The sequence below is a fragment of the Paenibacillus sp. LS1 genome, assembly GCF_026013365.1.
Lineage (GTDB): Bacteria > Bacillota > Bacilli > Paenibacillales > Paenibacillaceae > Paenibacillus.
The window spans coordinates 867,608-881,872 of sequence record NZ_JAPDOE010000002.1 but is presented as its reverse complement, the minus strand read 5'-3'; the positions used below and the strand labels follow the sequence as shown (position 1 = coordinate 881,872).

Annotated in this window: 13 protein-coding genes; 10 read left to right on the top strand and 3 right to left on the bottom strand. The window is 47.8% G+C overall.

Annotation, left to right across the window (positions count from 1 at the left end; translation table 11 throughout):
- Positions 1-89: 89 nt before the first annotated feature.
- Complete coding sequence (locus tag OM416_RS13330) at positions 90-1,526, bottom strand: SpoVR family protein (RefSeq protein ID WP_264929926.1); 1,437 nt, start codon at positions 1,524-1,526, stop codon at positions 90-92.
- Positions 1,523-2,692: a sporulation protein YhbH gene (yhbH, locus tag OM416_RS13325; RefSeq protein ID WP_062833500.1), complete on the bottom strand. Its 1,170-nt coding sequence runs from the start codon at positions 2,690-2,692 to the stop codon at positions 1,523-1,525. Before yhbH ends, OM416_RS13330 begins: the two co-directional genes overlap by 4 nt.
- Before the next feature lie 257 nt (positions 2,693-2,949).
- On the opposite strand from yhbH, the gene OM416_RS13320 reads away from it, so the two are divergent.
- The 9 genes from OM416_RS13320 to OM416_RS13280 all read left to right on the top strand — a co-directional run bounded on the left by OM416_RS13320 (position 2,950) and on the right by OM416_RS13280 (position 12,943).
- Entirely contained in the window at positions 2,950-4,287 is a 1,338-nt protein-coding gene (locus OM416_RS13320) for an MFS transporter (protein ID WP_264929922.1), read from the top strand.
- A gap of 418 nt (positions 4,288-4,705) precedes the next feature.
- Positions 4,706-5,974 carry a sulfotransferase family protein gene (locus tag OM416_RS13315; protein WP_264929920.1) on the top strand — a complete coding sequence of 423 codons (1,269 nt, stop codon included), beginning with the start codon at positions 4,706-4,708 and terminating at the stop codon, positions 5,972-5,974.
- Positions 5,971-7,902 carry an asparagine synthase-related protein gene (locus OM416_RS13310; protein ID WP_264929918.1) on the top strand — a complete coding sequence of 644 codons (1,932 nt, stop codon included), beginning with the start codon at positions 5,971-5,973 and terminating at the stop codon, positions 7,900-7,902. Before OM416_RS13315 ends, OM416_RS13310 begins: the two co-directional genes overlap by 4 nt.
- A gap of 29 nt (positions 7,903-7,931) precedes the next feature.
- Complete coding sequence (locus OM416_RS13305; protein ID WP_179132238.1) at positions 7,932-8,069, top strand: paeninodin family lasso peptide; 138 nt, start codon at positions 7,932-7,934, stop codon at positions 8,067-8,069.
- 140 nt (positions 8,070-8,209) lie between these two features.
- Positions 8,210-9,157, top strand: a complete 948-nt coding sequence (locus OM416_RS13300) for an aldolase (protein ID WP_264929915.1) — start codon at positions 8,210-8,212, stop codon at positions 9,155-9,157.
- Positions 9,154-9,453, top strand: coding sequence for a lasso peptide biosynthesis PqqD family chaperone (locus tag OM416_RS13295; protein WP_264929913.1), 300 nt, complete (start codon positions 9,154-9,156; stop codon positions 9,451-9,453). Before OM416_RS13300 ends, OM416_RS13295 begins: the two co-directional genes overlap by 4 nt.
- 4 nt (positions 9,454-9,457) lie before the next feature.
- The gene (locus tag OM416_RS13290) at positions 9,458-9,940 is read left to right on the top strand and encodes a lasso peptide biosynthesis B2 protein (protein WP_264929910.1); all 483 of its coding nucleotides are present in this window, start codon (positions 9,458-9,460) and stop codon (positions 9,938-9,940) included.
- 52 nt (positions 9,941-9,992) lie between these two features.
- Entirely contained in the window at positions 9,993-11,126 is a 1,134-nt protein-coding gene (locus OM416_RS13285; RefSeq protein ID WP_264930732.1) for a nucleotidyltransferase family protein, read from the top strand.
- Positions 11,126-12,943 carry an ABC transporter ATP-binding protein gene (locus OM416_RS13280; protein ID WP_264930729.1) on the top strand — a complete coding sequence of 606 codons (1,818 nt, stop codon included), beginning with the start codon at positions 11,126-11,128 and terminating at the stop codon, positions 12,941-12,943. The genes OM416_RS13285 and OM416_RS13280 overlap by 1 nt, the downstream gene beginning before the upstream one ends.
- An 82-nt stretch (positions 12,944-13,025) precedes the next feature.
- Here OM416_RS13280 and cysC read toward each other — a convergent pair whose 3' ends face one another.
- The gene (gene cysC, locus OM416_RS13275) at positions 13,026-13,664 is read right to left on the bottom strand and encodes an adenylyl-sulfate kinase (RefSeq protein ID WP_264929908.1); all 639 of its coding nucleotides are present in this window, start codon (positions 13,662-13,664) and stop codon (positions 13,026-13,028) included.
- A gap of 149 nt (positions 13,665-13,813) precedes the next feature.
- Between cysC and OM416_RS13270 the strand changes: the two genes are divergently transcribed.
- Positions 13,814-14,224, top strand: coding sequence for a hypothetical protein (locus OM416_RS13270; RefSeq protein ID WP_062833510.1), 411 nt, complete (start codon positions 13,814-13,816; stop codon positions 14,222-14,224).
- The last annotated feature ends 41 nt before the right edge of the window (positions 14,225-14,265 follow it).

The window sequence follows — 14,265 nt, the reverse complement described above, 5'->3', positions numbered from 1 at the left end:
TGCCGCTTTTGTGTTTTTATGATATGTCGTCATCCTTCATGCGTGATACGAAGGTTTTCTTTTTCAAAAGGGAAAGGGCTATTTAAACCTCATAGAAACTTGCGGTGGTGCTTCTTGCCGTCATACGTAAACCAGATCGGTTTATCCTCGACACGTGTTTCCACATGTACGGTACGTCCCCAGAGGCGATACAGATAAGGCAGGGTGCGTTCCATATATTTCAGATCCAGCTCGATGCCTTCATATTGATGCTTCAGCACGAGTTCCCCGGTCCGCAGATAGTCAGCATCTTGCACAACCAGATAAGGGGAGCCCCCGTTGACACGTGAGAATACGAGCTGATCCCGTATGTTCTGCCAGGACTTGTCGGTGATTTTCCAGTCCGGACCTTTTTTCTCAAATACATAGAGGTCGAGGTCTTCGGTTAATTGTTTGGTCATGTAATTGCGGATAAAGGAGGTATCGGAATCGAATTCACGCACCTCGAACATTTTGGCACGACCTTGCCCCGGTTTACGACCCCAACGTTCCTGTTCTTCACGGGTTGGATTATCCCAGCGGCGTTCAATATCCTCGAAAATCTTCAGTCCCAGATAATACGGATTCAGACTTTGCTTGGATGGCTGCACGACGGAGGAGTTGAGCTTGGCGAATTCGATCGTATCCTCACTGTTCAGATCGAGCTCCCGTATAATGCGTTGATGCCAGTAGGATGCCCAGCCTTCGTTCATGATTTTGGTTTCCATCTGTGGCCAGAAATATAACATCTCTTCACGCATCATACTCATGATATCCCGCTGCCAGTCGGTCAACACTTCCGAAAATTCCTGAATAAACCACATAACATCCTTCTCCGGTTCAGGAGGGAAATGATGGACCTGTATGCCTTCGGCTGGTGCTTCTTCGGCCTGCACGACGTCAAGTGACCATAAATCATCATAGCGACCTTCCGGCCGTGGAGCTTTCTCACCGCGCTGCTCCCGCATTTTCATCTCCATGTAACGTTGTTTGTCCAAATGGCGAGGTTTTATCAGCTGTGGGTCCACATGTTCCTGAATCGCGATCACGGCATCGATAAATGCTTCAACCGCTTCCGTTCCGTACTCCATCTCATAATTGCTGATCCGATCGGCTGTAGCTGCCATACTTTCGACCATATTACGATTGGATTTGGAGAAGCGGGCATTGTTTTTGAAAAAATCGCAGTGTGCCAGTACGTGGGCTACGATTAATTTGTTCTGAATCAGGGAATTGCCATCCAGCAGGAAGGCATAACAAGGGTTGGAGTTGATGACAAGCTCATAAATTTTGCTGAGTCCAAAATCGTATTGCATTTTCATCTTATGAAATGTTTTGCCGAAGCTCCAGTGGCTGAATCTGGTCGGCATGCCGTAGGCTCCAAATGTATAAATAATATCCGATGGGCAGATTTCGTACCGCATGGGGTAATAATCCAGGCCAAATCCATCGGCAATCTCCATAATCTCGGCAATGGCGTATTCTAGGTCGCGGATCTCATCTGTCATCTAACGCTGCCTCCTTCCCTTTTCTGGAAAAAGCTGCGCAAAGCTTTGTACACTTCGCCTTTTTCTTTGATCACATAATACATGAACTGATCCATCTTGATATGACGATAAGCCGACATCAGTGTGCTGCTACGGTTGTACTGATTCACCTCGCCGTACCCAAACATGTTGCTGCGCTTCATTAACTCACCAATCAGCTTCACACACCGTTCGTTATCCGAGGTCAGATTATCCCCGTCAGAGAAGTGGAATGGGTAGATATTGTAGCTGGAAGGAGGGTAGCGACTGTCAATAATATCCAGTGCCTTCATATATACAGAGGAGCAGATGGTGCCTCCACTTTCGCCACGGGTAAAGAACTCTTCTTCGGTCACTTCCTTGGCTTCCGTATGATGGGCAAGAAAAACAATCTCGACCTTCTCATACTGGCGGCGTAGAAAACGGGTCATCCAGAAGAAGAAGCTGCGCGCGCAGTATTTCTCAAATGAACCCATGGACCCCGAAGTATCCATCATGGCAATAATAACGGCGTTGGATTGCGGAATGATTTTGTCTTCCCATGTTTTGTAGCGCAGGTCATCCGGACTGATATGATGGATGCCTGGCGTACCGGTCGTTGCATTGCGGCGCAGATTCTCCATAATGGTACGTTTCTTATCAATATTGGACTGCATGCCTTTTTTGCGAATATCGTTGAATACCACCGTATGTGTCTCAATCAGGTCTTTATCTTTCTGCTTCAGATCGGGTAATTCCAGCTCAGCGAAGAGCATATCTTCCAGTTCCTCAATACTAACTTCAGCTTCCACAATATCATGACCAGGCTGATCACCCGCTTTTTCGCCTTTGCCGGGTTTCTGCGAGGCAGCGGGATCACGACCGATGACGTCTCCGACCTGACTGTCACCGTCTCCTTGACCGACATGTTTTTGCTTCTGGTAGTTATACACAAAACGGTACTCATCCAGACTGCGGATCGGTACCTTGATGATTTGTTTTCCATCAGACATGATGATGTTTTCTTCCGTGATCAGATCAGGCAGATTCTGCTTGATGACATCTTTCACCTTTTGCTGATGGCGCTGCTGGTCTTGGTACCCTTTGCGGTGAAGCGACCAATCTTCCTTCGACACGACGAACGAGTAAGGCTGGTGTGAATTTGACATGTAGGCACCCCCCATTGATTACGCGGCACAGTTTGGCCTGTCGGTAATTAAGTATATTCACGGGCGAGGACGATATGTGATGAGAGTGGATATAAAATGATACAATTACGCAAGTTCACCTCGGAGGTAAGATGAGTCTTAAGAACAGAACCTGCTCCATTTTTTACAGAAAGAGTGAACAAGTGTGATATCCTTCCTTTACAATAGGAGAAAGGCATCAATCATTTAATAGAGATGCATGTAAAGGAAGGATTCATGTGAATAAAAAGGCGATCAAGGCTTGGATTATGTATGATTGGGCTAATTCAGCTTATGCAACAACAGTACTGGCAGCGGTATTGCCCGTATTCTATGCTTCGGTGGCTGCAGCAACGCTGGATACGGATACCGCCGCCTCCTACCTGGCCTACACACATTCCATTGGCATGTTGTGCGTAGCGCTGCTAACACCGCTGCTTGGTACATTAGCTGATTTGTCAGGGCGTAAGGGCGACTTCCTGCGTGTATTTGCAATTATAGGCGTTCTTGCCACATTGGGATTCAGCGCAATTGGAGAAGGAGACTGGTTCCTTGCTTCCGCGTTGCTGGTCATATCCACGATTGGTTTCGCGGGTGGTAACACCTTTTACGATGCGATGCTGCCGGATCTGGTACCGGTGGAACGAAGGGACATGATATCCTCCAAAGGGTATGCCTATGGTTATATTGGCGGAGGCTTGCTGCTTGCCGTGAATATGCTGATGATTCAGCAACCGGGCTGGTTCGGAATGAGCAGCACACTGGCAGGTACAAGGCTTGCGTTCATCTCCGTATCGTTGTGGTGGTTGCTGTTCTCAATACCGATCTTTCGCCATGCTCCGAGACGGCCTGCATCACCGGACATGCCTGGATCATGGAAAGGGTACGCCGTCGTGGGCGTTCGCAGACTGCGGCAAACCTTCCGTCAGATGCGGCGTTTTCCCCAGTTAATCCGTATGCTGGTGGCTTTCTGGTTTTTTAATGACGGCATTAATACCATCATTCTGATGGCTACGATTTATGGGACAAGTATTGGTATTGGTACAGCCGACTTGATGCTCGCACTACTGCTGACACAGTTCATCGGATTTCCGTGCACCTTGTTATTGGGAGCATGGGCACAGCGCTGGGGAGCGAAGCAGGTATTGATCGTGAGTTTATCCGTGTACATATGTATTGTGATTCTTGGTTATTTCATGACACAAGCGAGCCACTTTTATATACTCGCTGGGCTGGTTGGTGTCGTGCAGGGTGTGAGTCAATCCACAGCTCGTTCCCTGTTTAGCAATCTGATGCCAGCTGGCAGAACGGGAGAGTATTTTGGTTTTGTGAATATTACAGGCAAATTCTCTTCGATCTTCGGTCCGTTTGTGTTTGGTTATGTTGGGCAGATCACTGGTTCCACGCGTTGGGGCATTCTGTCACTCATCTTCTTTTTTGTCGCGGGAATTGCTGTATTGTTAACCGTGAAGGTACAGAACGGGATGCAGGATGCTACGCTGGCAGATCAGGAAGAAGAGCGAAATGGGCGTATTGGAGCTGCTGGGAAAAGTTCAAATGTAAGGTTTATGGGGTAGTTATTCATCGGTTTAATATAAAACTTCTCATTGGATTACACATAGCTTCAGGCATTGTTCCTCACAGAACATGTCTGGAGCTTTTTCGCGTTTGTGCATACAGATCAAGATTGATCATGAATGAGTGCTTAAACGACAGACAGCAGAATACAGTGAAAGAGTAAGAATTTATGAAAGGTGAAAATAAAAGATTGACATGATACATTTTGTATCATAGAGTAAAACTATGAATACATATTGTATCTGAGAGTTGTCGAAAGAATACATGTGTTTTGCATCACTCTCGGGTAAGGTTTCGAAGGAATGTTGCAAAATGCTGACCTATAGCGTGCGTAGTACTCGTTTTGCCAAACACAAAAGTAGAGTCTGGTCTATCCCGGCTGCATGCTTATTTTAATGAACAGAGGAGAGGCTGCCATTGATCGACACTCAAGGTAACGGACTTGTTTTCTTACTATGTGTTCCCCGCAGTGGTAGTTCGTTATCCACCGTCATGCTGCAAAATCATAGTCGTATATTTGCCACCCAGGAAATGTGGTTTCTGATGAGTCTTGTCGATCTGCCAAAGACCGATTCACGTGCTTATGGTGGCAGCTCCATCATGCGTCAGTTCTACAATGCCATGGTCTCTGAGGATGTCTTCGAAAAGGCGTGCAGAAGTTTTGCTCTTGAGATCTACAATGGATTCCTGGAAGGAAGCGGAGCAGACTTCATTGTTGATAAATCTCCGCGATATTATTACATGCTTGAATGGCTGGATCGTCTGTTCCCGCAGTCCAAGCGTATTCATCTCCAGCGTAATCCACTGTCCATAGCGGCCTCATTCAAAAAGGTAAACCTCCATACAGGAGAAGGATTCAACCTGATTCATAGTCTGCAGAGTTCCAAATTAAATATGAAATCCGTTGATCTCACGCTGGGTATGCTCCGTTTGAATGACTATTTTGCCGAGCCACATGCCAATGCGTATGAGTTGCAATATGAACAAATGGTCGCCAGGCCTCAGGAAGAACTCGAGAAACTATGCGCATTTCTGGGGATTCAATATGAACAGGGTATGGAACAGTATGGACAGTTTCTGGATAGTGCAAAATCTGACATGTTCTACAGTATGGGCGTGGGTGATCCATTCCTTTCTTCGCATCAAGAGGCTCATAAGGGTTCTGTTAACAACTGGAAAAACATATTAGATCCGCAAGAAGTTGAACTGTATTGCCGTGTGATGGGGGCAGATCTGTTCCACCGGATGGGATACAGTGAACAGCTGGCAGAAGCTGAACAATGGACGGGAGTTCATTATGAGGCAAGACCGGATCAAGAGGTCATTGACCGAATCACGCATCAGCTGACGGCAGCGACGGGTTGTCAGTGGCAACAACAATATCGTATGCAGCCGGCAGAAGCTGTCATCCCTGATCCGCTTGTGAATCGTAATGATCCAGTTGTCGAAGAACCGGAAAAAGCAGATCCTACGCTGGCTGCGCTGGCAACGATCAGGCAACTGCAGGCCGCATTACGGGCGGCAGATCATCGACTGGAACGAGGATACAGTGAGCGAGAACGCTTAAAAGTCCAGCTGGCCTCTGCTCAAAGCAAAATACAGCGTATCAAATCATGGGTACCATTTGGTCATCAGATCAGCGCCTGGGCTTCGCAGCGCAAGATTCTACGGGGAGGAAAGTCATGAGCGCCATAGCAGGAATTGTTCACAACGATGGTCAGCAGGCGCTATGGGAAGACAGCTGGCGTTTGTATGCAAGCCTGGGGCACGTCCCAGCGGATACGACAGGGGTATGGAAGGGGAATGAGGCATTTCTGAGCTGTCATGCCCAATGGATTACACCGGAATCGGTGAGTGAGAAACTGCCCTTATATGATGAAGAAAGTGGTCTGACCATCACCGCAGATGCCATTCTGGATAACCGCGAACAACTGGCAGATCAATTACAGATATCCAGATCTGAATTGGCTATTTTATCGGACAGTGAACTGATTTTGCGTGCCTATCAGCGCTGGGGAGACGATGTGGCTGTCCGATTACTAGGGGATTTTGTATTTGCCATCTGGGATGATCGGAATCGTAAACTGTATGCAGCGAGAGACATCACAGGCATGAGATCCTTTTATTACCGACATGACGGTTCACGTTTTGCTTTCTGCACACTCATGAATCCGTTGCTCGGGCTTGAAGGGGTACATAAAGAACTTGATGAGACCTGGTTGTCCGAGTTTCTAGCCATTCCTGACATGCATGATTCGGCAGATATCAACTCGACCGTATATCGGGGAATTAGTCAGCTGCCTTCTGCACATACACTTGTCTTCCGGGACGGGAGGCTGGAACTGAAGCAATACCATCGCTGGGATGAAGTGGAACCGCTAAGGCTCAAATCTGACGGCGAGTATGTAGAAGCGTTTCGAGAGGTATTCGGGCAGGCCGTCGGATCACGATTGCGAACCCACAGGCAGGTGGCAGCTGCATTAAGTGGCGGGCTGGATTCGGGTGCGGTGGTTGGTTTTGCTTCCGGAACACTGAGAAGTCAGGGCAAACGGCTGCATGCCTATAGTTATGTTCCTGTGCCGGATTTCACTGATTATACGTCGAAAACGTTGCTCGCAGACGAGAGGCCCTTCATACGTTCCACCATTAATCACGTCGGCAATATAACAGAGAACTATCTTGATTTTGAAGGCAGAAGTCCACTCAGTGAAGTGGATACCTGGCTCGACATTATGGAAATGCCTTATAAATACTTTGAAAATTCCTTCTGGATACGCGGATTCTATGAAAAAGCCAGCGAGCAAGATGCAGGCATTCTGCTGACAGGCGCACGCGGTAATTTCACCATCTCTTGGGGTCCTGCTCTGGATTATTACGCAAGTCTACTCAAAGGTGGCCACTGGTTCCGCTGGTTCCGAGAGATGCAGCAGTATAGTGAACGGACTGGCATGCCATTCTCCCGTATAGCCAAGATTACAGGGCGAAAGGCATATCCGGACTGGTTCAAGGCTCAGTCCAAAGGAGCAAGTCAGGCCGCATCTGTGCAATTGATCCATCCTGATTTTGCGCAAAGAACAGGTGTGTTGGAACGGCTCAAATCCATCATTGTTCTGCAGGGCGGTGCCCAAGCGGATGCATTGAAAGTCCGTGCCGAGAAATTCAATAACTTGGCCATTGCAAACAAAAACGGTGCTGTCGCAACGAAATGTTCTCTCCGTTACCGGGCTTGGGAACGTGATCCGACAAGTGATGCCAGAGTCATCCGGTTCTGCCTGTCCGTACCGATTGAACAATATGTAAAACAAGGCACGGATCGTTCATTGATTCGCCGGGCTACTTCACCGGAGTTGCCTGACAAGGTTAGATTGAATCAGAGGGTACGGGGTGTCCAACCTGCGGATTGGCTGCATCGCATCATTCCGAATTGGGATGCCTTTACGGCTGAATTGCGCGCCTTGTGTTCTGACAGCAAGGTCGCTGGCATATTAAACACGGAGCGCATCAAGTCTGCCCTGGCCAATTTTCCGAGTCCGAGACCGGAGCTTGCTTCTCATCCAGATCTGCGATTGATGATGCATAGCCTGATCGTCTATCGGTTCATTCGGAAATTCTGAATGGGGATACTTGAAAGGAGGTGAATACGATGCAAATGGAAAAAAAGGAATGGCAAGCACCAGCTCTTGAAGTGTTGGAAGTCAATCAAACGATGGCCGGTATTGGCTACAGACAGATTGACTGGATCACGGTTCACGATGCGGATCTGTACGATCCAACTTCCTAAGTTGCCTAAGTTTCATGCAGAGTCATCATACTTAAAGGGCGGAAATGCAACAAATCCAGCTTTTCGCCTCCGCCCTTATATTGAGCAACATGAATATAAGGGCTTTTTTTTACATTTAAAGACGAAGGAGGCGTCGTTCATTGTTACCTGTGCACTATGAAGCGTATGGTTTGCGCTGGTCGAGCCAAATTCCAATGCCTGAATTGCAGATCGTAACGAAGGATGAAGAGACCGATACAGATGCGGTGGATGTACACATCGAGTCTTCAGATCTCGGCCAATTGTGGGAGAGCTGGGATGTTGGCAACGACAACTTTGTGGCACGAGGAGGCAGCCTTTTTTTCAAAATCGAAGATACAGGTCTGTTTCTAATGGAGCAGGGAAAGCGCATCGTTATATCCCCTCAGCCGCAAGCTGATGAGAAGAAAGTCAGATTATTCATCCTGGGCACTTGTATGGCGGTCATTATGATGCAACGTGGCATTCTTCCACTGCACGGTAGTGCAGTTGTTATTGATGGCTGGGCTTACGCATTTGTCGGAAATTCGGGAGCGGGCAAGTCCACGTTGTCGGCTGCACTCGCGTCACGCGGATATCCGCTTCTCACCGATGATGTTGTTGCACTAACCTGGGACGCCGGTGGAAGAGCCATCGTATCACCTGGTTATCCGCAACAGAAATTATGGCAACCGAGTCTGGATGGCTTCGGCATGAAGGAACAGGATTATGCAACGGTTCACGCGGAGATTACGAAGTATGCGATACCTGTTCAGCACTATTTTCATGAGATGGCCGTGCCACTAGGAGGAGTATTCGAACTTGCCCCACAACCGGAAGAAGACCATACGTCTGTTCAACTGGTTGAAGTAACAGGGCTGGAACGACTGCATCTGTTATGTTCCCATACGTTCCGTGGTGGACTCGTCTCAAGACAGGGGCTGGCACAGTGGCTGTTCGAGACCGCTTCAAGACTTTCGGCAAGTGTGGAAATTGGCAGGCTGACCCGAACTGGTGCGGAATTTACAGCATTTGAGATGGTGGATCGGATCACAGATCATATACGCAAAGGAGTGCATACAGGACAATGACAGCGACTACGCCGATGAATGTGGAAGACCGGGTAACCCGAAAGGAAGGCAATCTGGTTAGTGATATGGGCAGTGAGAAAGTCATGATGAGCATTAGCTCTGGAAAGTACTATAATCTCGGGAGTACGGGTGGGAGAATCTGGGATTTGATCGCAGAGGAACGTACGCTGGGGGAACTGGTTGAGGTACTTGCTGCGGAGTATGAGATTGAGCCGGATGTATGTCGTGATCAGGTAGTGCAATTCCTGGAACATCTGTCCCGTGAAGGATTAATCGACGTTACTCGCGGAGTGTAGAACGATGCTGCGAAAAATTAAGTCTTATTTTTCTCTTCCGCGCACGATGCGCCGACTGGTCTGGGAAGCTTATGTCCACCTGGGTTGGGCGCGAATCCTGAAAGCTATGCCATTTGCCAAAATCGCACCCGGGCTAGGGACGCCCATGGTCGAAACACCGATGACCGGACTTGATCGTAGCGAGGTAATCGCCATACGGAATATTTCCAAAGCGATTCTGCTCGCCAGCAAATATACGTTGTGGGAAAGCCGTTGCCTTGTGATGGCGATTGCCGGGATGAAGATGCTTGAGCGACGCAAGATAGAGAGTACGTTATATATGGGGACTGCACGGAATAAGCAAGGACATATGATGGCTCATGCCTGGCTGCGAAGTGGGAAATTGATCGTGACCGGAGCTGATACTATGGACCAATATACGGTTGTCGGCGTGTTTGGCAAACGGTGTCCGGAGAAGGGATCTGGGGAGATTGTCTATGACACATGAAAGTGAACTCTATTCATCAGGGTTTCCGAAGGAGCTTAAGCTGATTTTGAGTATGATTAGAGGTGATCTGACGGCTCTATCCCCTGAAGAACTCAAGGCGCGTTTGCAGGGAACGGATTGGCAGCTCTTTTTGCGGCTTGTCTATCATCACCGCTTGTACTCTGTCCTTTACCTGAAAATGAAAGAACTGAACTCCACGATCATTCCGGCGGATGTTATGGAGAGTCTGCGACAACAATATACGGCCAATACGTTCCGCATGTTACATCTGACAGCTGAGATGGAACAGGTGTGCGGAGCTTTTCGTGAACGCGGCATCCGCAATATTACACTAAAGGGACCGGCGCTCGCACATGATCTCTATGGCGATGTATCCATGCGTACTTCCAAAGACTTGGATATTCTGATTCCATTCGATGATGTGGAAGCGGCTGAAGGTATTCTTGCTACCCTAGGTTACGTATCCAAGGAAGAGGAGCGAACACATACGGTTCGTAGTTGGAAATGGCGGGAACATCATATCTGTTACACACATCCGGTCAAGAAGACTCAAGTGGAGATTCATTGGCGGCTTAACCCGGATTCGGGCAAAGAAACAGATTTCGAATTGCTGTGGCAACGCAGCCGGTTCAGTTCATACACACAGACACCTGTCCGCATGCTCGAACAAGAAGATCTGTGGGCTTATCTGGTAACTCATGGAGCGCGGCACGGATGGTTCAGACTACGCTGGTTGCTGGATATCGACCAGATGATTCGCAGTATGTCACTCGATGTGAAGAAAGTAGAACGGCGTCTGAAAGCGGAAGGACGGTTATCGATCGGTTCGCAGGCGCTCTGCTTGACCTCGGATTTATTTAACTCGCCGCTGGATGCAGAGTACAGATCTCTGATGTCTTTGAGTGACCGTGCAGGCAAGCGATTAGCGAGTGAAGGCGCACTGTTCATGAATGACATGCTGGAAAGTCCAGCTGATATGAAAAATTATCAATCGTATCTGTTTAAACTTCGAAGTACGAAGCAAAAATGGTTTTTCTTTATTGAACGTTTGTATCCAAGTACATGGGATGTGGATCAATTGCCGCTTCCGCGTTCGTTGTTTTTTTTGTACTTTCCGTTACGTCCGTTTCTCTGGTTCTGGCGGCGAATTAAAAGGTATACGGTGACGGAAAGGGGTAAAGTATGATCTCGGAATTAAAGTATTTCATGCGAAAGCTGCATCATGTCACGGGGCCCATTTTATATTGGAATCTGCTCGGGATGATCTGTATCAGTCTCATGGAAGGGATCGGCATCTACATGCTTGTTCCGATGCTGAGTCTGATCGGCATATTTGATATGGGCTCCACAGGCTTGAACATTCCCTGGATTGGAGAAGTGTTGAATCGTTTTTCTGAGAATAGTCAATTGTTGCTTGTTCTGTTCACTTTTGTATTGATTGTCTCCGGACAGGCCTGGATGCAGCGTCTCCAGACGATCCGTAATACGCGAATTCAGCAGCAATTTGTACGAACGCTGCGCATGGAAACCTATGGTGCCATTATTATGGCGCAATGGTCATTTTTTCTCCAAAAACGAAAATCCGATTTTAACCATATATTAACGACTGAACTTGCACGTGTGAGCCAAGGAACGAGTATTATGCTGCAAATGGCAGCCTCGCTGATCTTTACGGGGATACAGATTGGTCTAGCTTTCTGGTTATCTGCCAAGTTGACGGCACTTGTGCTGGTCTGTGGATTGCTCTTATTTATCGTTTTGAGAAAATTCGTCAAACGGGCCAAGCAGATCGGGGACCAGACTTCTGAATTTTCGCAAAGTTATTATAACGGCATTACCGAGCATTTCAACGGCATTAAGGATATTAAGAGCAACATGCTCGAACGTTCACATATGAACTGGTTTGAGCGCATGTGCAGACAGATTGAACGCAATGTCATTCAGTTTAGCCAATTGAACAGTGGAACACAGCTGATTCACCGGATGTCCGCGGCCATCATTATTGCTGCATTCATCTATCTTTCTCTCCGTGTAATGACGGTACCTCCGGCAAGTCTGCTGCTTATTATCCTTATCTTTTCCCGCTTATGGCCCAGATTTACGGCGATTCAGTCCAATCTGGAGTACATCAGCTCGATGCTGCCTGCATTTCGGGTGGTAAGAGAATTGCAAGCGCAGACGGCAAAAAGTCGTGAAATTAGTGAAGAGATTGCTTCAGCTGGAGATGTTGGAATTGATGGGATTCAACCTATGAAACTGAAGGAATCCATCACGTGTCAGGATGTCTCTTATCGTTATGAGGGAAGTGATACCTACTCATTGATGAATGTGCAAGCCTCTATTCCGGCAAGGGGCATGACTGCAATTGTAGGCAAATCCGGAGCAGGAAAGAGTACGTTGATAGATCTGATTATGGGCCTCGTCAGGCCCGAGACTGGTCGTATTTTGATTGACGGTGTACCTCTGTCAGAGGAACGATTACTGAGCTGGCGAAGTTCCATCGGATATGTCTCTCAGGACCCGTTCCTGTTTCATACGAGTATTCGTGAGAATCTGCGTCTGGTTGATCCGAACGCAAGTGAAGAACAGATGTGGCAGGCTTTGCAGTTTTCATCCTCTGCGGCTTTTGTACGGAAGTTACCTCAGGGTCTGGATACGATTATAGGTGATCGAGGTATTCGGCTGTCTGGAGGGGAACGCCAGCGATTGGTACTTGCCCGGGCCATGCTGCGGAATCCTTCGGTATTGGTACTGGATGAGGCAACGAGTGCGTTGGATAGTGAGAATGAACAGTACATTCATGAGGCGCTGGAACGGTTAAAAGGACATGTGACTATTATTGTGATTGCACACCGATTGTCCACCATTCGAACGGCAGATCGTGTGATTGTGCTGGACGAAGGTCGTGTGATTCAAGAGGGTGGGTATCAGCAGTTATCTACAGATCCGGTAGGCACGTTCAGCAAACTTCTGAACATGCAAGCGGGTGTTGTGGGACAGTAGGTAAGTATGACATAGCGTAAAGAGGCGCGCCACAATGGGCGCGCCTTTCATGTAAGTAGGTAGTTATTATAATGAGCAAGAATTAATGAACCAGTGCTGTATTCGAAGGAAGCGGCAGTTGAAGAGCTCCGATCTCTTCCAAATGCTGTACGATCTCCTGCACGGCGTCTTCAATGGACCATTGCTCCGTATCGATGATAAATGAAGGAGATTTCGGTACATCATAGGGGGCGGAAATGCCTGTGAAATGCGGGATGTCACCGTTGCGAGCTTTTTTGTACAGGCCTTTTGGGTCACGCCGCTCACATTCTTCAATCGAACAGCGCACATAGATTTCAATGAAATCATCCGGTTCAAATAACTGTCTGACCATCTCCCGATCCTCTTCATGAGGAGAGATAAAGGCTGAGAGTACAAACAACCCGGCATCTACCATTAACTTCGATACTTCACCAATTCGCCGCAGATTTTCTTGACGATCCCCAACTGTAAAACCGAGATCCCGGTTCAGTCCATGGCGCACATTATCCCCGTCTAGAACGTAACAACGCACGCCTTGGTCGTAGAGATACTGCTCCAGGGCAAATGCAAGGGATGACTTTCCTGCACCCGATAACCCGGTAAACCAGATGGCCCGACTACGGTGTCCATTATGTTTCTCCCGGTCTTGTCTGTTGATGCTGGATGATTGCCAGGTTATGTTGCGCTCTTCCTTTGACATGAGTATCCCGCCTTTTCCCTACCATGATATGTATAATATTTTAACATATTTACAAGATTATAGCACCTTAGAGATTTCTTCAAAATAAGCGTGAATCGACAAAATATCGGGTATAGATGTAGTACATACATAGCAGGAGGAACAATGTCATGAGTGAAAACATACAAAACATACAGGTTGGATTTAAGTGCCCGGATTGCCAGCAGGATGTCCGAGTGGAATTTATAGATGAACAGGTCAGCACGGTTCGTTGTAAAGGTTGTGACAGAGCGTATACGCTATTGAAGCCAACCATTGGTGATGAGATTCTGCTTGATTGGGAGCAGGAGGCTTTGTATCACAAGCTGAGGGCAGAGCGGTCTGAACTGGATAATCACAATATGTCGGCCTTGATTATCAAAGTCATCGAGCTGCTTACATGGCGTGATCGGGGAGACGGGCAGACCCGTGCCATACAGACGGTGAGGGAGTGGCTCGCTTCCAGTGGTAAACCCCAGACTTTGCTCGAACTGTTTCATCAAACGCCGCCACAACATGAAAATAAACGTTTCGATCGTTAATGATTTACATACATTAGCCGTTCCTGTGGCATATTACCTGA

What these genes read in the sequence shown, in the direction of transcription:
- OM416_RS13330 (WP_264929926.1), bottom strand. Translation starts at nt 1,526, where the DNA reads ATGACAGATGAGATCCGCGACCTAGAATACGCCATTGCCGAGATTATG.
- yhbH (WP_062833500.1), bottom strand. Translation starts at nt 2,692, where the DNA reads ATGTCAAATTCACACCAGCCTTACTCGTTCGTCGTGTCGAAGGAAGAT.
- OM416_RS13310 (WP_264929918.1), top strand. Translation starts at nt 5,971, where the DNA reads ATGAGCGCCATAGCAGGAATTGTTCACAACGATGGTCAGCAGGCGCTA.
- OM416_RS13305 (WP_179132238.1), top strand. Translation starts at nt 7,932, where the DNA reads ATGCAAATGGAAAAAAAGGAATGGCAAGCACCAGCTCTTGAAGTGTTG.
- OM416_RS13295 (WP_264929913.1), top strand. Translation starts at nt 9,154, where the DNA reads ATGACAGCGACTACGCCGATGAATGTGGAAGACCGGGTAACCCGAAAG.
- OM416_RS13290 (WP_264929910.1), top strand. Translation starts at nt 9,458, where the DNA reads ATGCTGCGAAAAATTAAGTCTTATTTTTCTCTTCCGCGCACGATGCGC.
- OM416_RS13285 (WP_264930732.1), top strand. Translation starts at nt 9,993, where the DNA reads ATGATTAGAGGTGATCTGACGGCTCTATCCCCTGAAGAACTCAAGGCG.
- cysC (WP_264929908.1), bottom strand. Translation starts at nt 13,664, where the DNA reads ATGTCAAAGGAAGAGCGCAACATAACCTGGCAATCATCCAGCATCAAC.
- OM416_RS13270 (WP_062833510.1), top strand. Translation starts at nt 13,814, where the DNA reads ATGAGTGAAAACATACAAAACATACAGGTTGGATTTAAGTGCCCGGAT.